The sequence below is a fragment of the Pseudomonas sp. SYWMCR5 genome (genome assembly GCF_057197165.1).
Genome location: NZ_JBXUNH010000008.1, coordinates 21,460 through 45,699, shown reverse-complemented (window position 1 = coordinate 45,699; position 24,240 = coordinate 21,460). Strand labels below are relative to the sequence as shown.

Here is a 24,240-nt window from a genome sequence, read left to right as displayed (position 1 = left end):
GTACCCGCGAAGGCCTCACCTCGATAGCGGCAGGCAGGTGGTGGACTTGATTTCCGACAGCGCCACGATCGAGTTCACTTCCTGTATCCCTGGTACGTTCGACAACTTCTCGAAGAAGAACCGCTCGTAGGCCTCGATGTCCGAGGTGACGATACGCAGCAGGAAGTCGACCGCCCCCATCAGCACATAACACTCCAGCACTTCCGGAAAGCCGCGGATCGCCTCGGTGAATTCGGTGAAGTTCGACCGCCCGTGCGCGTTGAGTTTCACCTCGGCGAAGATTTGCGTGTTCAGCCCGACCTTCTTGCGGTCCAGCAAGGTGACCTGGCCGCGAATCACCCCTTCATCCTTCAGGCGCTGTATCCGACGCCAGCACGGCGACTGCGACAGCCCGACACGTTCGGCGATCTGCGCGCTGGACAACGACGCATCCTCCTGCAGCAGTTCAAGGATGCGTCGGTCGTAGGCATCCAACTCGCTTTGCATGATCAATTCTCCAAAGCCTACCAATGCGACAATTATTATTCGCCAAACCACAAAACCAGGTGAATCATAGCGAAGAAATGCCGGTTTCGACCTGCGAGAATTTCTCCACATCGAAGGAGACGCTCCATGAATGCACTCGAACGGCACACCCCTCAGCCCCGTAGCGACGCCTGGGCCGCCAGCGCCCTGCATGGCGAGGTCCGCTACCGCCTCGACATCGAGGCCGAGCCGGACAGCCTGTGCCGGGTACTCAACCTCTTCGCCCTGCAGTTCCTCACGCCGCACAGCGTGCAGGTGTGCCAGCGCGACGACCTGCTGGAGCTGGAGATCGGTATCGACGGCCTCAGTTGGCACCGCGCCGGGGTGATCGCGCAGAAGATGCGTAACCTGGTGTGTGTCGGCGAGGTCTTTCTGGAAAGCGTGCCGAAACTGTCTGAGGTGGCGGCGGGCTGACATCTGCCCCGCAAGATCCAGAAACGCCTTCGCCAAGGCACTGCCCCGCTGTGCAGCTACCCTTGCCTGGGCCTTTCAGCAGCCTCGGCAAGGACGCCGCCATGCACAACACTCAAGATGACAGCCTCGACCTCAAGCGCCTTCTCGACAGGCTGCTCGCCGAACATCGCCTGGCCCCCAGCGACGCCCTGCGTGCACTCGAACAGGCCCCCAGCCACCCTGGCCATCCTCTCGAAATCCTTGCCAGCCTCGCCCTGAGCGACCGCCTGCGCCCCGGCCATACGCTGGACCTCGACACCCTTTGCCAATGGCTCGCCGACAGCGTCGGCCAACCCTTCCTGCGCCTGGACCCGTTGCAGGTCGATCTGGCCCACGTCGCCGGCCTGATCTCCCCCGCCTTCGCCCAGCGCCACGGCATCCTTGCCGTGGCCATGGACGCGACCGGTGTTACGGTGGCCAGCGCACAACCCTACCAACGCGAGTGGGAAGCCGACCTGAGCCGCAGCCTCGGCCAGCCGATTCGCCGGGTGCTGGCCAGCCCTGTACAACTGCGCCAGCTTGGCGACACGTTCCAGCGCCTGTCGCGATCCGTACAGGGCGCCCACCAGCAGCAGCGGGCAAGCCTGGGCGAACTTGAGCAGTTGCTGGAGCTCGGTGGGCGCGGCGGCGCCATCAGCGCCGACGATGCCCACATCGTGCATATCGTCGATTGGCTGCTGCAGTACGCCATCGAGCAGCGCGCCAGCGATATCCATCTCGAGCCGCAGCGCGACGAGGGCCGCCTGCGCTACCGTATCGACGGCCTGCTGCATACGGTCTACCTGTTTCCGGCCAGCGTGGTCCTGGCGCTGGTCAGCCGCCTCAAGCACCTGGGGCGCATGGATGTCGCCGAGAAACGCCGCCCACAGGATGGACGCCTGAAAAGCCGCCTGCCCGGCAACGCGCAGGTGGAGCTGCGCCTGTCGACCCTGCCGACACCGTTCGGCGAAAAACTGGTGTTGCGCCTCTTCGACCCCGAACAGCTGCACGAAGACTTGGAGCGCCTGGGGCTCGAAGGGAGCTTGCTGGGTCAGTGGCACGCGCTGTTGGCAAAACGCCAAGGCATCATTCTGCTCACCGGCCCCACCGGCTCGGGCAAGACCAGCACGCTCTACGCCAGCCTCAAGCACCTGGCTACGCCACAGGTCAACCTGTGCACCATCGAAGATCCGATCGAGCGCCTGGAGCCCGGCTTCAATCAGTTGCAGGTCCAACCCAGCCTCGACCTCGGCTTTGCCAACGGCGTGCGCGCTCTGCTGCGCCAGGACCCGGACATCATCATGATCGGCGAGATACGCGACCGCGAAACCGCCCAGGTGGCGGTGCAAGCAGCGCTGACCGGACACCTGGTGCTATCGACCCTGCACACCAACGACGCCTGCAGCGCAATTACTCGCCTGCAGGAGCTGGGTGTGGCCGATTACCTGATAAAGGCCACGTTGATCGGCGTGATGGCCCAGCGCCTGGCACGCACCTTCTGCAGCGCCTGCAAGGGATGTCCTGGCACACGTGAAGCGGCGTGTCGCCTCTGTCGCGGCACCGGTTACCAGGGGCGCACCGGGCTGTTCGAACTGCTCGTGCTCGACGACGCCCTGCGAGCCCGGATTGGCCCGGGCAGCGACCTTGCCAGCCTGCGCCAGCAGGCTCTGGCACAGGGCATGCGCGAGCTGCGCCGCTGCGGTGAAGACCGGGTGGCCAGGGGCCTGACCAGCCTGGAAGAAGTCCTGCGGGTATGTGCCTGAGCGCCCGGCATACGCAGCGTGCAAAGGAACTTGCGGCCCGCGCGGCGATCCAAACTCGCATCACCCGCCCTCATCGTTCGAGGTAATTCACATGCGTTTCAAAACCGCCATTGCGGCTGCTGCCCTGCTGTCCCTGCCGATCGGCTCCGCCATGGCCGACGGCTTCTGGCGCAACGTCATTTCGTCCGGTGCGACCACCGGTTCCACCTACCTGACGTTCAAGGACCACAAGCTCGTCGCGGCCGCCCAGGACGATGCCGGCAGCTTCGTGGCGAGCGAAGGATCGATCCGCGGCCCTTACCTGGAAGCGGCGATGCGTCAGGTGCGCGCCGACAACCCTGGTGTCCAGGCCAGCGACATGGAACTGGCCAACGCAATCCTGGCCCGTAACCTCACCGCTCAGTAACCTGCACCCGACGCCCGCTGCGGGAGCGGGCTGCGCGCACAGACCCGCGCAGCACCGCCTCCACAGCAGGCCCGGGCTCAGCGATACGCGTCCACCGGCACGCAAGCACAGAACAGGTTGCGATCGCCGTACACGTTGTCCACCCGGTTCACCGCCGGCCAGTACTTGTGCAAGCGCACATGCGCACTGGGTGCGACCGCCTGCTCCAGACCATAGGGCCGATCCCAGGGCCCCAGTACATCGGCCAGCGTGTGCGGCGCATGCTTGAGCGGGTTATCGTCCGCCGGCCAGTTGCCCTCCTGCACCTGAGCGATCTCGTCACGGATCGCCAGCATCGCCTCGACAAAGCGGTCCAGCTCCGCCTTCGACTCACTCTCGGTCGGCTCGACCATCAGCGTGCCCGGCACCGGGAACGACATGGTCGGCGCATGGAAGCCATAGTCCATCAGGCGCTTCGCCACGTCCTCCTCGGTGATCCCGGTCTGCGCCTTGAGCGGACGCAGGTCGAGGATGCATTCATGGGCGACCCGCTGGTTACGTCCGCGATAGAGCACCGGAAAGGCCCCCGCCAGGCGACTGGCCAGGTAGTTGGCGCTGAGGATCGCCACCTCGCTGGCATCGGCCAGTTGCGGCCCCATCAGGGCGATATACATCCAGCTGATCGGCAAGATACTGGCACTGCCCCAGGGCGCTGCGCTGACAGCGCTGTTGTTCGGGTCCAGGCCCGCTACAGGCACCACCGGATGGCTGGCGACGAAAGGCTTCAGGTGCGCCCGCACCCCGATCGGCCCCATGCCCGGCCCACCACCGCCGTGAGGGATGCAGAAGGTCTTGTGCAGGTTCATGTGCGAGACGTCGGCACCGATATCCGCCGGGCGCGCCAGGCCCACCTGGGCGTTGAGGTTGGCGCCGTCCATGTACACCTGCCCGCCCTGTTGATGGACCACCTCGCAGATTTCGCGAATGCCCTCCTCGTACACCCCATGGGTCGAGGGGTAGGTGACCATCAGGCACGACAATCGATCCCCGGCTTGGCGCGCCTTGGCCTTGAGATCATCGAGGTCGACATTGCCCGCCTCGTCGCAGTCGACGATCACCACCTCCATGCCCGCCATCTGCGCCGACGCCGGGTTGGTGCCATGGGCCGACGACGGAATCAGGCACAGGGTGCGCTGCGGTTGATGACGGCTGCGGTGATAACGGGTGATGGCCATCAGCCCGGCATATTCACCCTGGGCGCCGGAGTTGGGCTGCATGCAGATCGCATCGAACCCGGTGATCGCGCACAGCCAAGCCTCCAGCTCGTCGATCATCGCCTTGTAGCCCTGCACCTGTGCGGCCGGTGCGAAGGGATGCAGCAGGGCGAAGCCAGGCCAGGTGATGGGGATCATCTCGCTGGTGGCGTTGAGCTTCATGGTGCACGAGCCCAGCGGGATCATCGACTGGTTCAGCGCCAGGTCCTTGTTCTCCAGCTGCTTGAGGTAACGCAGCATCTCGGTTTCGCTGTGGTGCAGGTTGAACACCGGGTGTTCGAGCAGCGGCGTGCTGCGCAGCAGAGTGTCCGGCACTGCCGGGGGCAGGGGCTGCTGGTCGAGGGTGGCGACGTCCAGCCCATGGTCGACACCAAGGAAGACGTCGAACAGCTTGAGTACCGTCGCTTCGTCACAGGTCTCGTCCAGGCTCACGCCCAGGTGCCCGCGCCCTAGGATGCGCAGGTTGATGCGCGCCTCTTCGGCACTTTCGATGATCGCGGCCTGGGTGCCGCCCACGTCGAGGGTGAGGGTGTCGAAGAAGTGCTGGTTGAGGCGCTTGATGCCCTTGGCCTGCAGCCCGGCCGCCAGGATCTGGGTCAGGCGCTGCACACGCTGGGCAATGCGCCGCAGGCCGTCGGGCCCATGGTAGACGGCGTAGAAGCCGGCGATATTGGCCAGCAACACCTGGGCGGTGCAGATGTTGGAGTTGGCCTTCTCGCGGCGGATGTGTTGCTCGCGGGTCTGCAGGGCCATGCGCAGGGCGGTGTTGCCACGGGCATCGCGGGACACGCCGATGATGCGCCCAGGCATCGCCCGCTTGTAGTCGTCACGACAGGCGAAATACGCAGCATGAGGCCCGCCATAGCCCATCGGCACACCGAAGCGCTGGCTCGACCCAAGCACCACGTCGGCCCCGGTTTCTCCAGGCGGCGTCAGCACCACCAGGCTCAACAGGTCGGCGGCAACGCACGCCAGCGCCTGCTGGCCATGCAGGTGCTCGATCAGCGGCCGCAGGTCGCGGACCTCGCCATGGGTGTCGGGGTACTGCAGCAGCGCGCCGAACACCGAGTGCTTGCCGAGGTTTTCCAGCGAATCGACGATCAGCTCGAAGCCGAAACCTTCGGCACGGGTTCGCAAGACCGAGAGCGTCTGGGGGTGGCAGTGCTCGTCGGCGAAAAACGCATTGCTCTTGCTGCGTGCAACCCGCTTGGCCAGGGCCATGGCCTCGGCGGCGGCCGTCGCCTCATCGAGCAGCGAGGCGTTGGCCAGCGGCAGGCCACTGAGGTCGATGATCATCTGCTGGAAGTTGAGCAGCGCCTCGAGGCGGCCCTGGGCGATCTCGGGCTGATAGGGTGTATAGGCCGTGTACCAACCAGGGTTTTCCAGCACGTTGCGCAGGATGACGGTTGGCGTGACGGTGCCGTGATAGCCCATGCCGATCAGGCTGGTCCACACCTGGTTCTGCCCGGCGTATCCGGCCAGCCTGGCCAGGGCCGCCTGCTCGTCGAGGGCGGGGGGCAGGTCAAGCGGGCGACCAAAGCGGATACCTGGCGGGACAGTCTGCTCGATCAGGGCATCGCGACTGGCAACGCCCAGGGCCGCGAGCATGGCGCTCTGCTCGCTGGCATCGGGGCCCAGATGGCGCTGCAGAAAAGGGTTGGGCACTTGCAGTTGCTGCAGGGATGGCGACTGGGACATGGCGATCTTCTCTTCCTGGACCAGTTCTCGTGGAGACTTACAAGTCTAGGAAGGGATCGACGATGTTGCGGAAAAACTTGCATCCAGGGCCGCATCGCAGCCCTGGTCCGATCAGGTCAACCGCCGACCCGGAAGCGATCCACTTCCTGGCGCAACTGCCCGGCCAGGCCCTCGAGCTCCTTGGCCGTGGCCGCCAGTTCATTGGCCACGTCGTGCTGCTCGCTGTTGGCCTGGGCGATGCTCTGCAGGTTACGGCTGAGCAGGTTCGCGGTGCTGCTCTGCTCCTGGGTCGCAGTGCTGATGGCCGTGAACTGCTCGCCCGCCGCGCGGCTCTGCTCGTCGATGCGCGCCAGTGCCTCAGCGACCTTGTCGTTGCGTTCCAGGCCTTCCTGCATCAGGCGATTGCCCTGCTCCAGGGTGCTGATGGCATGCCCGGTCTGCTGCTGGATACTGGCGATCATCCCGGAAATCTCGTCGGTGGCCTGACGCGTGCGCGCCGCCAGGCCACGCACTTCGTCGGCGACCACGGCGAAACCACGGCCCTGCTCGCCAGCGCGGGCCGCCTCGATGGCGGCGTTGAGCGCCAGCAAGTTGGTCTGCTCGGCAATCGCGGTGATGACCCCGACGATGCCGCCGATTTCCTGCGACCGTGCGCCCAGGCTGTCCATCACCGTGGCGGTGCCGCCCAGCGCCTCGGCGATCTGCTTGAGCGAGACGGACGCCTGGTCCATGGCGCTGCGGCCGATGCGCGTCTGCTGGGCGTTGTCCTGGGCCATGCGCTCGGTGCCGGCCATGTTCTCGGCGATGTTCATCGACGTGGCGCTGAACTCCTCGACGGCGCCAGCCATGCTGGTGATCTCGCCTGACTGCTGCTCCATGCCCTCGCAGGCACCAGACGAAAGCCCGGCCAGGGAGCGCGAGCGCGCGCTGACCTGCTCGGAAGCACTGCGAATGTGCTCGACCATGGTCGCCAGGGCATTCCCCATCTGGTTGAAGCTGCGCGCCAGTTGGCCAATCTCGTCTTCGCTGGTCACCGCCAGGCGCGCACTGAGATCACCCGCGCCCAGGGCTTCGGCCTGGCGCACCAGGTCGTCCAGCGGGCGCAGCTTGCGCCGCAGCAGCCAGAGCGTGGCGAGCACGGCCAGGACCATCGCCAGCAGGCTGCCGATCGCCAGGCGCAGGCCGACACTCCAGGTCACCTCGCGGATTTCCGCCTCGGGCATGCTCGCCACAACAGTCCACGGCCCCTCGGCAAAGGGTTCGACCACGCTGAACAGTTGCTGCTGGCCGTTGGTCCAGAAGCGGCCCTTGTCGCCCAGGCCGGCCACTGCGGCAACCGCAGCCTGCGGATCGGCCACGCCCGCAGGCGGCACCAGCCACTGCCCCTGGTTGTCGAGCAGCGCCAGCGAGCCGGTCTGGCCGATGCGGAAGCGCTTGAGATTGGCGAACTGCGCATTCTGCGCATCGGTGTAGTCGAAGCCGACGAACAGCACGGCGATCACCCGGCCGCTGGCATCGCTCACCGGCACGTAGCGGGTCATGTAGTTGCGGTCGAACAGCAGCGCACGCCCTACATACATCTGCCCGGCGAGCAGCTTGGCGTAGGCTGGGTGCTGGCGATCCAGCTGCGTGCCGATGGCGCGGCTGCCGTCCTGCTTCTTGAGGTTGGTGGTGATGCGCACGAAGTCATCGCCGCTGCGCACGAACAGCGTCGCGATGCCGGCAGTCATCTGCTGGAATTCATCGACGACCCTGAAGTCGTTGTTCATCAGCTGGTCGCCCAGGTACAGGGCGGGCGTGGCCTGGCCGGCTACCTGCACGGTCTCGTCGGCATGCAACGACAGACCCGAGGCAAAGCGGCGCTCGAACAGGCCACTCAGGCGCTGGGTGTTGTCCTTGAGCGAGCCGTGGAAGGTGTCGAGCTGGTCGGCCAGCAGCCGCGCTTCACTGGCCAGGTGTTGCTGGCGGGTGGCGAGGTTGGCGTCGTCCAGCGAGCGCAGGGCGAACAGGGTACTGCCGGTGATCACCAGCGCCAGCACGATGGCGAGGGCGATGCCGAGTTGCGAGGCAATCCGGGCACGGGGTCGAGACATTGCGAAGCTCCTGGCAAGAGGCCGGGATCGTCCTGATCACGCTGACCACCCGCTTCATATTGAACGGGAAATCGCGTCCTCTTCCGGGACGCTGGTGCTAATAGATCGGCGTCGCGGGGGAATACTTGAGTGTCGGACCGGGAAATGCGCAAACGTTTTCCATGCGGTGTGACCGTGGAATCGCGGCGCCTGCTTCGCGGGCAAGCCCGCTCCTACAAACTCACGAATACCCTACTCACTGAGGCGCTGTGGCCTTCCAGCCACCACCCAGCGCCAGGAACACGCCGATCTGTCCCATCGCCACCTGGGTATTGGCTGCCGCCAGTTGCGCACGCACGTCGGTGTAGGCGCGGGTCGCCTGCAGGTCGGCGAGGAACGACTCGCGCCCGGCCTCATAGCAGCGATGGGTCTGGTCGGCCGCTTCCTGCGCCGAACGCTCGGCGTCGGCCAAGGCATCGCGACGGTCCAGCAGGGCGCTGTACTGCGCCAGGCGGGTCTGGGTTTCGCGGATGGCGTTGAGCACCACGCCATCGAAATGCGCCAGCGCGGCCTGGGTCGAGGCTTCGGCTTCGCGGATCCGGGCGCGGGTGCCGTTGGTGGGGATGGCCCAGCTGATCTGCGGGCCGAAGCCCCAGCGGTTGGTCGAAGGCTCGCCGAGGTTATCAAGAATGCCGATGGTGCCGACCTGGGCGCCAATGCTGATGTTCGGATACAGGGCGCCGGTGGCCACGCCAATGGTCGCGGTGGCAGCCGCCAGTTGGCGCTCGGCCTGACGCACGTCGGGACGGCGCTTGAGCAGCGCCGCGCCATCGCCCACCGGAATCAGTTGGGCCAGATGCGGCAGCTCGGCGCACTCGGCGGTGCCAGGCGGCAACTGGTCGACCGGTTTGGCCAGCAATGCGGCGAGGGTATAGAGCCCAGCCTCGCGCTCGGCCTTGAAGCGCGGCAGCTCGGCGCGCAACGACTTGAACTGGGTCTGCGAGCGAGTGACGAGGGTCTCGTCGCCACGGCCGGCATCGCGCAGGCGCTGGTTCAACTGCACGCTCTGCTGCTGCAGGTCGAGCGATTCGCGGGCGATGTGGTACTCCTCATTGGCCGAGCACACCTGGGTGTAGGCCTTGACCACATCGGCCACCAGGGTGATGCGCGCGGTGTCGGCGGCTGCCTGCACCGCGTCGGCATTGGCCTTGGCAGCTTCGGTGCCGCGCTTGAAGGTGCCCCACAGGTCAAACTGGTACGAGGCGCTGAGAATCGCCTCGCCGATGTTGGCCACCGGGACTTTCTCCGGCAGCAGGAACGCTTCGCCGGACTCCTGCAGACGCTGGGCACCGGCCTTAGCGCCGCCGCTGAAGCCCCCCTGCGACTCGGCGACCTCGACCTGCGCGCGGGCCTTGGCGATGTTCGCCGCCGCCACGCGCAACTCGGTGTTGGCGCTCAACGCCTGGCGCACCAGCGCATTGAGGCGCGGGTCCTGGTACAACTGCCACCAATCATCCGGCACCGGTGCCGACACCACGCTCGCGGCATCCTGGCGCAACGGGCCGTTCAGGTCGCTGCGCTGCACCGCGGCATCCTCGGGCACCTGGTAGTCGGGGCCGACCATGGCGCAGGCCCCCAGCGACAGCGCCAGCCCTGCCAGCATCAGGCGCTTCATGGCCGCGGGCCCTCGATGATCGACACTGTCGCGGTACGCCCGGCGATCATGCGGAAGTCTGCCGGCACCTCATCGAAGGCGATGCGCACCGGGATCCGCTGGGCCAGGCGCACCCAGCTGAACGCCGGGTTGACGTTGGGCAACAGGTTGGCGCCACTGACGCGGTCACGGTCCTCGATCCCTGCCGACAGGCTTTCGACATGGCCGCGCAGGCGCGTGTCATCGCCCATCACGCGGATGTCCACGGCATCGCCGACATGGATGCCACTGAGCTTGGTTTCCTCGAAATAGCCATCGACATGGTACGAGGCACTGTCGACCACCGACAGCACTGGCCGGCCCGCCGTGACGAACTCATGGGCACGCGGGGCGCGGTCGTTGAGGTAGCCATCCACCGGGCTGCGCACCACCGAACGGTCGAGGTTGAGCTGGGCGGTATCGACCGCCACCTGCGCCTCGCTCACCGCCGAGCGGGCACGGGCCTCGCGCGACTGGCTCTCTTCAAGCTGCTCGGCCGCCACCAGGTTGCCCAGCTTGCGATTGCGCCGGGTTTCGCGGGCGGCCTGGGCCAGGGTTTCCTCGCGCTCGGCCAGGGTCGCCCGGGCCTGGCGCAAGGCCAGGCCGAAGCGGTCCTGGTCGATGGTGAACAGCACGTCACCACGCTTGACCACCTGGTTGTCGCGCACCTCGACCTTCTGGATCAGCCCGGACACATCCGGGGCGATCTGAATCACGTCGGCGCGGATATGGCCGTCGCGGGTCCAGGGGGCGAACATGTAGTACACGACCATCTGCCAGACCAGCACGGCCGCGAAGGTCACCACCAGCAATGTCAGGACCACACGGCCCAAGGTCAACAACGGTTTTTTCATGGCAGCATCAGGCTTCGGCAAAAGTGATCCACCGCACCCAGCAGTACGGCGTAGAGGGCAACGTTGAACAACGCCCGGTGCCAGACCAGGCGGTAGAAATGCAGGCGCACCAGCACAGCGTGCACGCCCAGGAACAGCAGGTAGGTGGCAAACATCATCACCAGCAGCGTGGGCAGGAACACCCCGCTGATATCCATTTCACCGATCACAGCGGCGCTCCGTCGATTCCAGGTGGCAGTTGCGGTTGTTCGACCGGCTCGAGCATCACCTCGACGCCTGGCAACAGTGCCAGGCGCAAGCCGGCCAGGGCATGCAGCAGGTGGACACGGGGCTCGCCGCGCTCGTTCAGTTGGTCAGGCGCCAACGCCAGGCGTGCCCGCTCCATGTTGCGCAGCAGCGCTGCAGGTGCGTGCAAACGCTCGCCGGCACGCAGGCAGCTTGAGTAATGGCCGCCGACTTCTTCGATGACGGTCTGCAGGCGCTCACGGGCCTGCAGGCCCACACGCGGCATGTAGGCCAGCAGGTCGAGCAGGTTCAGGCCCACACGCAGGTCGCGCAGGGCGATGCCGCTGTCCTGGCCGGTCTGCGACAGGCGCGGCAGATGCTGCATCAGGCGATCGAGCATCTGCACGCCTACCTTGCGCTGTTCAGCCAAGGTCGCAGGCTCGGTCATCTCGACGATGTCGCGCCAGGCGAAGCGGGTCATGCGCTTGGCGGCCAGCTCCACACCGAACGGGCGCACCACCAGGGTCCAGATGAAGGCAAACAGCAGCCCCACCGGGCCTGCCAGGTTGGCATTGAGGAAGGTGAAGAAGTCGGCGTCGTAGGCGCCCTGGATGCTGATGAAGGTCGAGGTGTTGACGATGGTCAGCAGGGTGCCGAGGTAGAAGCGCGGCTGCACGGTGAGGGTGCCGACCACGATGAAGGGTACGGCGAATGCCAGCACCAGCATCGGGAAGTCGTGCAGGTTCGGCAGCACCAGGAACAGATAGACGCTGGAGAAGATCACCGACATCAGCGTCCAGAAGAAAAAGCGGTAAATCTGCGGCGCTGGGTCGTCCATCGCCGCAAAGAAACTGCAGGCCACGGCGGCGAGGATCACGGCACTGGCGCCGTCGTTCCACCCCAGCCCGATCCACAGGCCACAGGCGACGACGATCGCGGTGACGGTGGAGAACACCGAATACAGCATCAGGCCGCGGTCGAAGAATGGCGTCAGGCGGCCCAGCCGCCAATGACGGTAGACCGCCCGCCAGGGCTTGGTGTCGTCCAGGCGCAGTGCATGCTGCAGGGTGCAGCAGTCCTGCCAGAGATCGAGCCATTCGCTGAGGCGGTAGAGGGCGTTGGACAGCAGCAGGGCGTGGCGCTGGTCGAGCGCATCGGCGCGCGGTTGCAGGCGGTCGATCTGCTCGTGCAGCGCGGTCCAGCGCGCGACCGAAGCGCTGTCGGCGGTGCCCTTGAGCCACTCGCGGGCCGATGCCAGCAGCGGCTGGACCTGTGCAAACTGCTCCGGCGCACGGCCTTCGAGGGCGACCAGCGCGTCGTCGAGGGCATCGATCACCGGCAGCAGGTGAATCATCCGGCCGCGCAGCTCGCGGGCGTTCTTCACGGTGTGCGGGCCGGCGCCTTCGTGGCCGAGCTGGCCGATCATCAGCTCCAGGCTGTTGAAGGTGGCAACCATCGAGCCGCGCAGGCCCGCGACCTTTTCGGCCACAGCTTCTCGGCTCAGGTACAGATCGCTGTAGCGGATCGCCTCGCCAAACCAGGTGCCCGTGGCGCCCATCACCACCGGCGCCAGACGACGCGGCCAGAATATCGCTCCCACCACGGCGGCGCAGACGATGCCAAGGCAGATTTCCTGGGCCCGCGAAGAGGCGACATCGAACACCGCGAGCGGGTTGTCGACCACGGCCAGGGCAATCATCGGCAAGGTGTAGCCGGCCAGCATCAGCATGTAGTTGTTGGCCGTGCGCAGGTTCAGCGAGAGAAACAGCAAGGTGCCGGTCCACAGGGCGATGGCGATGCTCAGCAACAAGGGCGACTGCACCAGCGGCGGCACCAGCAGCACCGCACCACCCGCACCGAGCAGCGTGCCGACCGCGCGGTACAGCGCCTTGGAACTGGTGGGGCCGACGAAGGGGCTGGAGACGATATAGACCGTGGCCATCGCCCAGTAGGGGCGCGGCAGTTGCATCAGCAAGGCGATGTACAGGGCAATCATCGACGCGGCGAAGGTACGCACGCCGTAGAACCAGTCGCGGGCAGGCGGCACTGAACTGAAGAAGCCGTTCACGCCGACGTCCCCTGTGCAGCGACTTCGAAGGCACGGATCACCCGCAGGGTCGCTTCCAGGTCGGCAGCCGAGATGCCATGCAACACCTCGCGACGCAGGCGCACCAGCTCGCGCTCGATGGATTCGGCCAGGGTACGTCCTTCGGCGGTCAGGCTCAGCGCCTTGGCGCGTCGGTCGAGCGGATCCTCGGTGCGGCACACCAGCCCGGCCTTGCACAGTTGGTCGAGCAGACGCACCAGCGACGGGCTTTCCAGGCCGGCGGCCTGGGCCACGGCCACCTGATGCACGCCATCGCCCAGGCGCACGATCATCAGCAACGGCACCGCGCAGGCCTCGGAGATGCCATAGCCGGTCAGCGCCGCATGGCAGATGCGTCGCCAGTGACGACCGGCAACGACCATGCCGCTGCTGACTTTCAGGTGCAGTGCATCGAGTGTCATATGGAGGAACCGAGGATATTCATAGTTTGCTAACTATCAATATACGCCCAGCCCTCCCCCCCTCGTCAACCGGGGGCGATGAACAGTGTGTTTACAGTCGGGATCGGCGGCGAGGCCTTCGCGGGCAAGCCCGCTCCCACGCGCCCGCGAAGGCCTCACCACCCCACCGGACTCAAGACTGAACCTGATCCTCCAGCTTCATGGTCAAGGCCAGGGTGCTGCCCAGTGCGATCGCCTGATCGCGCCACTCCAGGTAGCGCGCCCCATCGCGGCGACTGAAATGCACTGCCAGTTCCTCGGCCGCCTGCATCACCCCAGCCCCTGCCGCGAGCTCCAGCCAGTACAGCGCCGCCCGCGTATCCGGTTCGACATGCAGTCCATACAGCAGCCGGTAACCCACCTCGAACCGGCAACGTGCCTCGCCACGCTGGGCTCCGCGCAGGAACCACTGGTAAGCCTCGGCCAGGTCCACCTCCCAGTCCTGATCGGCATCGCAGACTTCTTCCTCGTACAGGTCGCCCAGGGCCGCGGCAGCGTGCGACAGCCCCCGCTCGAAAGCATGCCGGTAATGCTCCGCAGCGGTGGCATAGCACACCGCCACGCCTTTGCCGAAATAGTGCTGCTGCCCCAGGTTGAACCAGGCTGCAGCATTGCCCTGCAACGCTGCCATGCGCAGCAGATGGCTGGCCAGCGCCGTGTCGGCGCGCCAGTAGCGGCCATTGAGCCAGATCCAGCCCAGGTCGTTGAGCACCGCGGCATTGCCTTCCAGTGCCTGGTGCCGCAGGTCGGTGTAGATCGCCTGCACATCCACTGCCTCGTCCAGACGGCTCACCAGCGCAGAGCGCTCACCCAGCACCGCCCACTGGGTGGGCATGCCGACGCCAGCGAACAGGCGCAGGTGTCGCCGTGGAATGGCTGGCGCAGGCACGATGCGCTCGGGCAGGAGACGGGCGAGCAGCGAATGGATATTGCTGGCAGCAGACATGTTCATCCTCATTGAACGTCCCACAGTTCCGACCTCGACTGTGATGAGGCGATTCTGCGCGACGACACGACGAAACCTGTCGCGAACGATTCACCTCGACGCAACCAAATCGCGGTTCCGCGATCTCAGCGCAAAGTAGCGAATTGCCATCTGCCGCGGTGCCCGCCATGCTAATGCCGCAAGCCTAGACAAGGACGTTACCCTTTGCCGTTCGCCACTACCCGCGCCACCCTCAGCCGCCAGTGGGCGCTGCTGCGTCAATTGCCCAGCCGTTCACCGGGAGTCACCAGCGCCGAACTGGTCTGGCGACTGCGCGATGTCGGCTTCAATGTCAGCAAGCGCACAGTCGAGCGCGACCTCAACGAGTTGTCGCTGATCTTCCCGCTGGAGCGCAATGACAAGAGCATTCCATTCGGCTGGCATTGGTCGGCCAGCGCCATGGGCGAGCCGCGTGGCAATTTTGACTTGCTGGACTACCTGCGCGGCGACCCGCAGCAGCCCCGCCAGGGCACGGGGCTGGAACTGCAGGCGTGGGTCAGCGATCAGCTGGCGCGACAGCTGCGAGAAGTGCCGCTGAGCGCGAACATGCAGTTGACGGCGCTGCAACATGGCCATCGATTGCGGGCGACGGTAGAAGACGGCTGGACGTTACGCTGGTGGGTATTGGGCCAGGGTGAGGCCGTGGTGGTCGAGCAGCCGGAGGCGTTGAGAGATGAGATTCACAAGACGCTGAGTAATGCGGCCGCCCGATACCTGGCCTGATAACGCAGAAACAGGCACCCAACCTGCTTGCGCGCGGAACTACCTCTGCATCCCCCAACGCCGTACGGTCAACCGCTCGAGGGTATTGAACACCAAGCCCTCCACCAGCAAGCCGATCAGGATCACCACCGCCAGCCCGGCAAATACCTTGTCGGTGTACAGCTCGTTGCGGTTCTGGAAGATGTACCAGCCCAGCCCGCCCTTGCCGCTGCTGGCGCCGAACACCAGCTCGGCGGCGATCAGGGTGCGCCAGGCGAAGGCCCAGCCGATCTTCAGACCCGAGAGAATCGACGGCAATGCCGCCGGCACCAGGATGTGCAGCACCAGTCGCAACCCACGCAGGCCATAGTTGCGCCCGGCCATGCGCAGGGTCTCGGACACCCCGAGAAAGCCCGCGTAGGTGTTGAGCGCCAGTGCCCAGAGCACCGAATGCACCAGCACGAAGATCAGGCTGTTGTCGCCCAGGCCAAACCACAAGAGGGCCAGCGGCAACAGTGCGATGGCCGGCAGTGGGTTGAACATGGAGGTCAGGGTACCCAGCAGGTCGCGGCCGAACTGGGTCGAGACCGCCAGGCTGGTCAAACCGAAGGCCAGTACGATCCCCAGCACATAGCCCTTGAGCAGCACCACCAGCGAGACGCCGACCTTGGCCGGCAGCTCGCCACTGGCCATGCCGTCCCAGAATGCCGCCGCCGTTTGCAGAAAGGTCGGCAGCAGCAGGTCGTTGGCGGTATAGCGCGCCACCGCCTCCCAGATCAGGGCGAGCAGTACAAGAATCACGGTCTTGCGCAACCAGGCCTGTTGCCACAGACGTTGGGCAAGCGGCAGATCGCGCTCCAGCGAAAGCCCTGGCAAAGGCTGCAGCGGCACTTCGTATTCCTGGCGTGCAGGTGTGGTCGTCATGCGCAGGCTCCTCCTGTCAGTAAGCGATGCGGATATCGTTGAAGCCCAGATCCGAGGCCTGCTCCGGCTCACCGGCTTCGTCGAACAGCAGGCGATGGATACGCCGGGCGCTGGCCTGGAAATCGCTGCCACCCAGGCTGCCCAGGTCGTATTGGTGGCTGTGCACCTCGGCCCGTACCCGTCCCGGATGCGGCGACAGCAAGAGGATGCGGTTGCCCACCACCAGCGCCTCCTCGATAGAGTGGGTGACAAACAGCAGCGTGAAGCGCACCTCTTCCCACAACAGCAGCAATTCTTCCTGCATCTTGCGCCGGGTCAGGGCGTCGAGCGCGGCGAAGGGCTCGTCCATCAGCAGCACCTTCGGCTGCGTGGCCAACGCGCGGGCAATCGCCACGCGCGCCTTCATACCGCCAGACAAGGTGTGTGGGTAGGCATCGGCGAAGGCGGCCAGGCCGACCTTCTCCAGATAGTGCAACGCCCGCGCCTCGGCTTCGGCGCGCTTGAGCTGGCCCGAGACCAGCAGCGGAAACATGACGTTCTGCTTGACCGTCTTCCACGGCGGCAACTGGTCGAACTCCTGGAACACGACGATGCGGTCAGGGCCTGGGCCCTTGACCGGCTGGCCCTGCAACAGGATCTGCCCTTCGCGCGGCTCGATGAAGCCGGCCACGGCCTTGAGCAAGGTCGACTTGCCGCACCCGGATGGGCCCAGCAGCACGAAGCGGTCGGCGCGATCGACTTCGAAGCTGACCTGGTGAGTGGCCCGCACCACGCGCTGCGCGGTGCGGTATTCGAGGCTGAGATTGTCCACCTTGAGCAGCGGTGGGGTGTCGACACGGCTCAGGTTGCTGACCGTGTGGCCTGGCAATGGGGCGGTCATGGTCGATCAGCTCCCTTGCAATGGGCGCTCATCCTGGAAGAAGTAGTCCTTCCACGACTCGGGCTTGTGCTTGATGGCGCCGACCCGGTAGAGGAATTCGGCCAGCGGGTAAGTGTTCTTCGGCGTGATGGTGAACTCGTACTGCGGGTTGTCGATCAGCTTGATCAACGCATCGCGATCGATCTTGGCCTTGGTCACGCGGATGTAGGTGTCGGCGGCTGCGGCCTTGTCTTTCTGGGCGAAGTCGGCGGCTTCGGCGAGCGCATCGATGAATGCCTTGTAGGTCTTGGGGTTGTCCTTGCGGAATTTCTCGGTGGCGAACAGCAGGGTCGGCGAGTTGGGGCCGAGCAGGTCATAGCTGTTGAGCACGATGTGCACGTTCTTGTTGGCCAGGGCCTGGTCCTGGAACGGCGGGTTGGAGAAATGCCCGTTGAGTTCGGTGCCGCCGGCCAGCAGCGCGGCTGTGGCATCCGGATGCGGCACGGCCAGGGTGTACTTGTCGAGGCGGTTGTACTCCTTGTCGCCCCACTGCTTGGCCGCCGCGTACTGCAGGAAGCGCGACTGCACCGAAACACCCACCGCCGGCACGGCGATACGGTCCTTCTCGGAAATGTCGGCGATGGTCTTCACATTGGGATTGCTGCTGACCAGGTAGTACGGGAAGTTGCCCAGCGAGGCCACGGCCTTGACGTTCTGCCGACCGTAGGTGCGATCCCAGACGGTCAGCAGCGGCCCGACGCCGGCGCCGGCGATGTCCACCGAGCCCGACAGCAACGCGTCGTTGATCGCCGCGCCGCCGGAAAGCTGCGCCCAGTCGACCTGAATGTCGATGCCCTGCTCCTTGCCGTGCTTCTCGATCAGTTGCTGGTCACGAACGACGTTGAGCAACAGGTACACGATGCCGAACTGCTCGGCGATACGGATCTTGCCTTCGGCCTGGGCCACCGCCGGCGCCGCGAGGCCGCCTACGATCAGGCTCGCGCCCAGGCCGATGCTGGCCGCCAGGCGGCTGATGGATTTACGCATGATGAGAGTCCTCAGTCGTCAGAACGGGGCATCGCCCTGGATGGTGGTGCGATAGAGCTTGCGGCGCAGGTGCGCGGGGCAGCCGGCAGCCAGGTGGATCAACGAACGGTTGTCCCAGAACACCATGTCGTGGGGCTGCCAGGCGTGACGGTAGATGTTCTGCTCGAGCACGCTCAGGGCGTAGAGCTGCTGCAGTACATCGCGGCTTTCGTCATCGGGCAGGCCGACGATGCGAGTGGTGAACCCCTCACTGACGAACAGCGCCTTGCGGCCGTTCTCCGGGTGAGTACGCACCACCGGGTGGATGACTTCGTTGACCTGGGCCAGTTGCTCGGCGGTCAGGGTCGGGCGCCAGTTGCCTTCGAACTTGGTTTCCGAATAACGGGCGGTATAGGAATGCGCGGCGCTGCGCCCTTCGATGACCTTGCGTAGCGCGTCGGGCACAGCGTCCCAGGCCTTGTGCATGTCGGCGAACAGGGTGTCGCCGCCCTCGCTGGGCAGCTCCTGGGCATGCAGCATCGAACCGAGGCTCGGCAGCTCTTTATAGGAGAGGTCCGAATGCCAGAACTTGCCGGCATCACCCAGGCCAATGTTGCGACCGTCTTCGATGATGTTGGAAACGATCAGGATTTCGGGGTGGTTTTCCAGCAGGAACTGCTTGAGCACATGGATCTGCAGCACGCCGAAACGGCGGCTGAAGGCGATCTGCTGTTCGGGGGTGATGCGCTGGTCGCGGAACACCAGGACATGGTGGTCGAGGTGGGCGCGATGGATGCGGTTGAAGTCCTCGGCGTTGACCGGCCGGGACAGGTCCAGCCCGATGATCTCGGCACCGACGGCACCGGAGAAGGGGCGGATTTCGAAGCGTTGCGGCTGCGCGCTGTCGATGGACGACAAGGCGTTCGAGGCGGCTGACATTGTTCACTCCCACGCAGTGCGCGACTTCCAGGGGCGCGCATCGATTCAGAAACGCACGGGGATTTCCCGTATGGGTTCGAGTCGTGCGGCGCGCCGATTGGTCGGCAGGTACGCAGTAGGAGCGACTATAAAGTCATAAGAATGGAAATTTAAATATCTTTAGCGAATATGCATATACGGGCTGCGATGGCCTGGTGGAAAAACTGCGGGAGTTTCTGTGTAGGAGCGGCGGTTCGGCGCCCCGACTTGTCCCGCGAACACGCGCGTAGCCCGTGCCAGGCAGCGCGGTGTTCTTTTCGCGGGCAAGCCCGCTCCTACAGGGACCACCGGGCCGGGTCGTGATCAGCGCTCGCGCAGCGCCTCGGAGCGGGCCTTGATGATTGGTTTGAGCAGGTAGCTCATGATGGTCTTCTTGCCGGTGAGGATATCCACCGTGGCGACCATGCCCGGGATGATCAGCAGCGGCTTCTCATCCGAGCCCAGATGGCTCTTCTCGGTGCGCAGCTTGATCAGGTAATAGGTGGTCTTCTTGTCTTCATCGGTGATGGTGTCGGCACCGATTTGCTCGAGCTTGGCCTTCAGGCCGCCATAGATGGTGTAGTCGTAGGCGGTGAATTTGACCGTGGCCTCCTGCCCCGGGTGCAGGAAGGCAATATCCTTGGGCAGGATCTTCGCTTCCACCACCAAGGTGTCGTCCAGCGGCACGATCTCGATGATGTCGCTGCCCGGCTGGATCACGCCGCCGATGGTGTTCACCAGCAGTTGCTTGACGATACCGCGCACCGGCGATGTGACCATTGTGCGGTTGACCCGGTCATCCAGCGCCTTGCTGGTGGCCGTGGCCTTGTTCAGCTCGGTGCGAGCCTCGTTGAGCTGGGTGAGGGCCTCGCTGCGGAACTTGCCGCGGGTTTCCTCGATCTTGCTCTGCACTTCCTTGATCGCCGCCTCGGCGCGGGGAATGGCCAGGGCGGTGGAGTCCATCTGGCCACGGTTCTCGACTTCGGCGCGGCGCAGGCGCAGCACCTCGACCTGCGAGATCGCGCCCTGGGCCACCAGCGGCTCGGACATGGAGATTTCCTGGCGCAGCAACTGCAAGCTGTTGGCGTACTGGGCGCGCTTGGAGTTGAACTCGCGCAGCTCCTGCTGCTTCTGCACCAGTTGCTGCTCCAGGCCGCTGATTTCATCCTGCAGTTGCTGGCGGCGGCTCTGGTACAGCGACTGCTCGCTGGCTGCCTGGCTCGGCGCAGCCTTGCGCAGTTCCTCGTCGATCTGCAGTGGCTTGTCGTCGACCTCGGCGCTCAGGCGCTGTACACGCAGCGCCATGGCCAGGCGTGAGGCCTCGGTTTCGTCGACGTTGGAGGCGAAGCGCGTTTCGTCCAGGCGCAACAGCGGCTGGCCGACTTCGACGATCTCCCCCTCCTTGGCGTAGATCTGCGCAACGATCCCGCCTTCCAGGTTCTGGATCTTCTGCACCTTCGACGACGGGATGGCCTTGCCTTCGCCGCGCGTCACCTCATCGATGGGCGCGACACTGGCCCAGACGATCAGGAACACGAAGAAGGCGATCACGCCCCAGATGGTCAGCCGCACGATGCGCGGGGCATCTTCGATCAGTGCCTTGTTGACCTCTGGCAGCGGCTGGCCTGCCAGCGACTCGGAGCCCTTGAAGTAGCGGCGCAGGTTGTCCTTGAAACGCCCGATATCCAGCTTATGCAACACTGATCTGCCCCTTCTTCAGCGCTTCCATGACGGCGGCTTTCGGGCCATCCGCGACGATCTGTCCACGATCGATGACAATCAACCGGTCCACCAGCGACAACAACGACGCCCGGTGAGTGACCAGCAGCACGGTCTTGCCTTCGATCACCGCGCCAAGGCGCTGCTTGAGTCGCTCTTCGCCAGTGTTGTCCATGGCGCTGGTGGGCTCGTCGAGCAGCAGGATCTGCGGATTGAGCAGCAGCGCACGGGCCAGGGCGACGTTCTGGCGCTGGCCGCCGGAGAGATTCTGGCCGCGCTCGCCGACCTGCAGCTCGTAACCGTCGGGGTGCAGGCGGGCGAACTCATGCACGCCCGCCAGCTCTGCGGCCTGCAGGATCAGCTCGTCTTCGATGTAGCGGGCGCCGCTGACCAGGTTGTCGCGCAGGGTGCCGGCCAGCAACTGGATATCCTGGGGCACGTAGCCGATGTTGTGGCGCAGTTCGCTGACGTCGATCTGGCGGATATCGACGCCATCCACCAGCAGCGAGCCGCCGTCGGCCTCATAAAGGCCAACGATCAACTTGGCCAGCGAGCTCTTGCCCGAACCACTGCGGCCGATGATGCCGACTTTCTCACCAGGCCGGATGACCAGGTTGATGCCCTTGAGTGCCTGGTTCTGCTGGTTCGGGTAGGTGAACTCGACGCCGCGGAACTCGACCGCGCCCTGCAATACCTGACGGCTCAGCGGACGCTCTTCGAAGTTGCGCTCCTGGGGCAGTTCCATCATCTGGTCGGTCGCGACCATGGTCACCTTGGCCTGCTGGTAGCGGGCCAGCAGCCCATTGAGCTGACCCAGCGGGCCGAGCGCGCGGCCACTGAGCATGTAGCAGGCCACCAGGCCGCCCATGCTGAGGTTGCCGTCGATGATCAGGTAGACGCCGACACAGATCATCGCCACACCGGCGAGCTGCTGGATCAGCATGGTGATGTTCATCGCCAGGCCCGACAGGACCTTGACCCGCAGCTCGAGGCGGCTGAGCGTGCCGAGGGTCTGCTCCCACATGTACTGGCGCTCGCTCTCGGCGTTGTTGACCTTCACCGCATCCAGCCCGGCAAGGGTCTCGATGAGGCTGGACTGGCGCTCGGAAGCCAGCGCCATGGTGCGCTCCATCGTCGCCATCAATGGTTTCTGCAGGGCATAGCCGATGCCCAGGGCCAGCGGGAAGGCCAAAACCGGAATCCATACCAGGTGCCCACCGATGATGGCGATCACCATCAGGATCAGCAGGGTGAACGGCAGGTCGATAAGGCTGGTGAGGGTGAGCGAAGCGAGGAAGTCGCGCAGCCCCTGGAACTCGTGGATGTTCTGCGCAAAGCTGCCGACCCGCGCGGGGCGGTACTTCATCGACATACCGACGATCCGCTCGAACAGCGTCGCGGAAATGATCAGGTCGGTCTTCTTGCCGGCGAGGTCCAGACAGAGGCTGCGCAACCCCTTGAGGATGAGGTCGAAGACATAGGCACCGGCGATACCCACTGCCAGCACCCACAGGGTCGAGGTGGCCTGGTTGGGAACCACGCGGTCGTAGACGTTCATCACGAACAGCGGCGCCGCCAGGGCAATCAGGTTGATCACCAGGCTGGCGGCGATGGCGTCGATGTACAGCCATTTGCTGCGCATCAGGGTGTCGCGGAACCAGGAGCGGGCGCGCGGGATCAAGTTGCCGTGGTTGACGTCGAACTTGTGCTGCGGCTGAGCGAAGAACACTTTGCCGCTGTAGTCGCTGAGCAGCGCCTCGCGGGTGACCAGCACTTCCCCGCCGTCGCTCTCGCTGAGCAGCAGGCGCGCGGTGTCTTCATTTTCCCAACCGACCAGGACGGCGCTGCGGCCTTCCTTCAATAGCAGCATGGCCGGCATGGCCATGCTGGGGATCTGCTCGAGCTTGCGCTGCAGCAAACGCCCCTGCAAGCCCGCGCGCGCGGCGGCGCGCGGCAGCAGCTCGACGCTCAGGCGCTGCGCCGGCAGCGGCAGGCCGGTGGTCAGCATGGCCCGGCTGGCGGGCTTCTGGTGCAGGACACACAGGGTCAGCAGGCTGTCCAGTAGCGGATCGTCATGCTGACTGCGTGGATCATGGTTGAGTTGTACTCGACTGACTTCAGATTCCACGCGGCGCTCTCTTCATCCTTGCGGTTGGATAGGACAGGTGCGCCTTCAGTTCATGCCTGGCAGGTTCACCTTTGGCTTCAGATCGTTCTGTACGACGGTCGCCATGGGGGCTACGACACCCTGGCTCTTCAGCAGTTGACCAATGGTCGCCTTGATTCGGTACTGAGTAAACAACTGCGTGTTCTTCACTTCAACCAGACGACGTTGCGCGGTGAAGGTTTCATTCTCGCTGTCGAGCAGGTCAAGCAGGGTTCGCTCGCCCAGACCGAACTGCTGCTGGTAGGCGCTGCGCACCCGGGTGCTGTGATCGACATACTGCTGGGCGATCGGCAACTGGGCGTTGGCGTTGTCCAGAGCATTCCATGCCAAGCCTAACTCCTCATTGAGCTGACGCAAGGCGTTGTTGCGGATATCCAGCGCCTGGTTGGCCAGATACGACTTCGATTCGAGGTCGGCCTTGTTGCTGCCACCGGCGTACAGGTTGAAGTTCATGCGCAGCATGGCCTGCCATTCATTGTTGTGGCCGACAGAGCCGTCGAGATTGTTGTCTGCCGTCCGTCCGAGCTCCGCGTCAAAACGTGGATAGAAACTAGACTTAGCCGCTTCGTATTGTTTTTCGGCCGCAGCGATGTCGGATTCTGCCGAACGCAGGATCGGGCTGCTCTCGACCATCTGGTGGCGCGCCTCGTCCAGGGTGGCCGGCAGCAGGTCGATGAACGGCGCGGGCGCGCTCAGTTCGTCAGGCATCTGCCCGACCACGCTCAGGTAGTTGGTGTTGGCATCGGCCAGGTTGGTCTGTTCGGTGATCAGGTTGTTGCGCGCCTGCGCCAGACGCGCTTCGGCCTGGTCGAGGTCGGCCAGGCGGCCTACGCCACGGCTGGTGCGCAGCTTGATCTGGTCGAGGATGCGTTCGTGGTTGCGCAGGTTGTCTTCGGCCAGGCGCACCATCTCGCGGCGCGAAAGCACATCGAGGTAGACCTGGGCGACGGTCAGCGCGGTGCGTTCGGAGGTGCCCATCAGGGAGTAGGCGCGGGCATTGACGGTGGCTTGCTGACGGCCGACTTCGCTGGAGGTGGCGAAACCGTCAAAAACCATTTGTCGAAGACGGATACTTGACTCGCCGCGGTTCAAGGTCTCCCAGCGATGCGACGTACTCGGCGAATCGCTGCCCTCGCGGCCGTAGCCGGCGGTCATGTCGACGCGCGGCAGGTAACCACCCTGCGCGGCGCGCAGTTGATAGTCCGCGGCGGTGCGGGCGTTGACCCCGGCCTGGATTTCCGGGTGCACGTCCAAGGCCTGTTGCATGGCTTGCGGCAGGGTTTGTGCTTGGGCAATGGAGGCTGCAAGGGCGAGAGGAAGAACGGTGAAAAGTGACGCACGCATTTTTACTGATTCCCAAGTGGCGCTGTTGTCCCAAATCACGGCCGAAGCGGGTCTGGCCCGTGAAAATAGCGGCCGAAACTGAACGATTG

At 65.1% G+C, this 24,240-nt stretch carries 20 protein-coding genes; 4 read left to right on the top strand and 16 right to left on the bottom strand.

Going from position 1 to position 24,240, the window contains the following annotated elements; all coding sequences use genetic code 11:
• Positions 1 to 15: 15 nt before the first annotated feature.
• The gene (locus AC2CGW_RS19750; protein ID WP_186665468.1) at positions 16 to 486 is read right to left on the bottom strand and encodes an Lrp/AsnC family transcriptional regulator; all 471 of its coding nucleotides are present in this window, start codon (positions 484 to 486) and stop codon (positions 16 to 18) included.
• 126 nt (positions 487 to 612) lie between these two features.
• Here AC2CGW_RS19750 and AC2CGW_RS19745 point away from each other — a divergent pair, with 126 nt between their 5' ends.
• The 3 genes from AC2CGW_RS19745 (at position 613) to AC2CGW_RS19735 (ending at position 3,126) form a co-directional block, all read left to right on the top strand.
• Positions 613 to 939 carry a hypothetical protein gene (locus AC2CGW_RS19745; protein ID WP_065862344.1) on the top strand — a complete coding sequence of 109 codons (327 nt, stop codon included), beginning with the start codon at positions 613 to 615 and terminating at the stop codon, positions 937 to 939.
• A 101-nt stretch (positions 940 to 1,040) separates the two neighbouring features.
• On the top strand, positions 1,041 to 2,720 hold the full coding sequence (locus AC2CGW_RS19740) for a GspE/PulE family protein (RefSeq protein ID WP_484574476.1): 1,680 nt from the start codon (positions 1,041 to 1,043) through the stop codon (positions 2,718 to 2,720).
• Positions 2,721 to 2,811: 91 nt separating this feature from the next.
• Entirely contained in the window at positions 2,812 to 3,126 is a 315-nt protein-coding gene (locus AC2CGW_RS19735) for a DUF2388 domain-containing protein (protein ID WP_054894995.1), read from the top strand.
• 77 nt (positions 3,127 to 3,203) lie between these two features.
• Here AC2CGW_RS19735 and gcvP read toward each other — a convergent pair whose 3' ends face one another.
• The 8 genes from gcvP to AC2CGW_RS19695 form a co-directional block, all read right to left on the bottom strand.
• Positions 3,204 to 6,077, bottom strand: a complete 2,874-nt coding sequence (gene gcvP / locus AC2CGW_RS19730) for an aminomethyl-transferring glycine dehydrogenase (protein ID WP_186710835.1) — start codon at positions 6,075 to 6,077, stop codon at positions 3,204 to 3,206.
• Between the two features lie 116 nt (positions 6,078 to 6,193).
• Positions 6,194 to 8,170 carry a methyl-accepting chemotaxis protein gene (locus tag AC2CGW_RS19725; RefSeq protein WP_484574475.1) on the bottom strand — a complete coding sequence of 659 codons (1,977 nt, stop codon included), beginning with the start codon at positions 8,168 to 8,170 and terminating at the stop codon, positions 6,194 to 6,196.
• A 235-nt stretch (positions 8,171 to 8,405) separates the two neighbouring features.
• The gene (locus AC2CGW_RS19720; protein WP_484574474.1) at positions 8,406 to 9,824 is read right to left on the bottom strand and encodes an efflux transporter outer membrane subunit; all 1,419 of its coding nucleotides are present in this window, start codon (positions 9,822 to 9,824) and stop codon (positions 8,406 to 8,408) included.
• Positions 9,821 to 10,696 carry an efflux RND transporter periplasmic adaptor subunit gene (locus tag AC2CGW_RS19715; protein WP_186665461.1) on the bottom strand — a complete coding sequence of 292 codons (876 nt, stop codon included), beginning with the start codon at positions 10,694 to 10,696 and terminating at the stop codon, positions 9,821 to 9,823. The genes AC2CGW_RS19720 and AC2CGW_RS19715 overlap by 4 nt, the downstream gene beginning before the upstream one ends.
• On the bottom strand, positions 10,693 to 10,905 hold the full coding sequence (locus tag AC2CGW_RS19710) for a DUF1656 domain-containing protein (RefSeq protein ID WP_484574473.1): 213 nt from the start codon (positions 10,903 to 10,905) through the stop codon (positions 10,693 to 10,695). Before AC2CGW_RS19710 ends, AC2CGW_RS19715 begins: the two co-directional genes overlap by 4 nt.
• Positions 10,902 to 12,989, bottom strand: coding sequence for an FUSC family protein (locus AC2CGW_RS19705; protein WP_484574472.1), 2,088 nt, complete (start codon positions 12,987 to 12,989; stop codon positions 10,902 to 10,904). Before AC2CGW_RS19705 ends, AC2CGW_RS19710 begins: the two co-directional genes overlap by 4 nt.
• Positions 12,986 to 13,429 (bottom strand): MarR family winged helix-turn-helix transcriptional regulator, encoded by a 444-nt coding sequence (locus tag AC2CGW_RS19700; protein ID WP_186665457.1) that lies wholly within the window; start codon positions 13,427 to 13,429, stop codon positions 12,986 to 12,988. Before AC2CGW_RS19700 ends, AC2CGW_RS19705 begins: the two co-directional genes overlap by 4 nt.
• Before the next feature lie 172 nt (positions 13,430 to 13,601).
• Complete coding sequence (locus AC2CGW_RS19695) at positions 13,602 to 14,414, bottom strand: tetratricopeptide repeat protein (protein WP_186710839.1); 813 nt, start codon at positions 14,412 to 14,414, stop codon at positions 13,602 to 13,604.
• Between the two features lie 204 nt (positions 14,415 to 14,618).
• Between AC2CGW_RS19695 and AC2CGW_RS19690 the strand changes: the two genes are divergently transcribed.
• The gene (locus AC2CGW_RS19690) at positions 14,619 to 15,176 is read left to right on the top strand and encodes a WCX domain-containing protein (RefSeq protein WP_484574471.1); all 558 of its coding nucleotides are present in this window, start codon (positions 14,619 to 14,621) and stop codon (positions 15,174 to 15,176) included.
• Between the two features lie 39 nt (positions 15,177 to 15,215).
• Here the strand turns inward: AC2CGW_RS19690 and AC2CGW_RS19685 are convergent, their stop codons facing one another.
• The 7 genes from AC2CGW_RS19685 to AC2CGW_RS19655 form a co-directional block, all read right to left on the bottom strand.
• Positions 15,216 to 16,079, bottom strand: a complete 864-nt coding sequence (locus AC2CGW_RS19685) for an ABC transporter permease (protein WP_186665452.1) — start codon at positions 16,077 to 16,079, stop codon at positions 15,216 to 15,218.
• 16 nt (positions 16,080 to 16,095) lie between these two features.
• Positions 16,096 to 16,959 carry an ABC transporter ATP-binding protein gene (locus AC2CGW_RS19680; RefSeq protein ID WP_186710842.1) on the bottom strand — a complete coding sequence of 288 codons (864 nt, stop codon included), beginning with the start codon at positions 16,957 to 16,959 and terminating at the stop codon, positions 16,096 to 16,098.
• 6 nt (positions 16,960 to 16,965) lie between these two features.
• Positions 16,966 to 17,985 carry an ABC transporter substrate-binding protein gene (locus tag AC2CGW_RS19675; RefSeq protein WP_186710844.1) on the bottom strand — a complete coding sequence of 340 codons (1,020 nt, stop codon included), beginning with the start codon at positions 17,983 to 17,985 and terminating at the stop codon, positions 16,966 to 16,968.
• A gap of 18 nt (positions 17,986 to 18,003) precedes the next feature.
• Positions 18,004 to 18,903 (bottom strand): TauD/TfdA dioxygenase family protein, encoded by a 900-nt coding sequence (locus AC2CGW_RS19670; RefSeq protein WP_186710846.1) that lies wholly within the window; start codon positions 18,901 to 18,903, stop codon positions 18,004 to 18,006.
• Between the two features lie 342 nt (positions 18,904 to 19,245).
• Complete coding sequence (locus AC2CGW_RS19665; protein ID WP_186665448.1) at positions 19,246 to 20,622, bottom strand: HlyD family type I secretion periplasmic adaptor subunit; 1,377 nt, start codon at positions 20,620 to 20,622, stop codon at positions 19,246 to 19,248.
• A complete protein-coding gene (locus AC2CGW_RS19660; RefSeq protein WP_186665447.1) occupies positions 20,612 to 22,768 on the bottom strand; it encodes a type I secretion system permease/ATPase in 2,157 nt (718 codons plus the stop codon). Before AC2CGW_RS19660 ends, AC2CGW_RS19665 begins: the two co-directional genes overlap by 11 nt.
• Before the next feature lie 45 nt (positions 22,769 to 22,813).
• Positions 22,814 to 24,151 (bottom strand): TolC family outer membrane protein, encoded by a 1,338-nt coding sequence (locus tag AC2CGW_RS19655; RefSeq protein ID WP_186665445.1) that lies wholly within the window; start codon positions 24,149 to 24,151, stop codon positions 22,814 to 22,816.
• Positions 24,152 to 24,240: the final 89 nt, after the last annotated feature.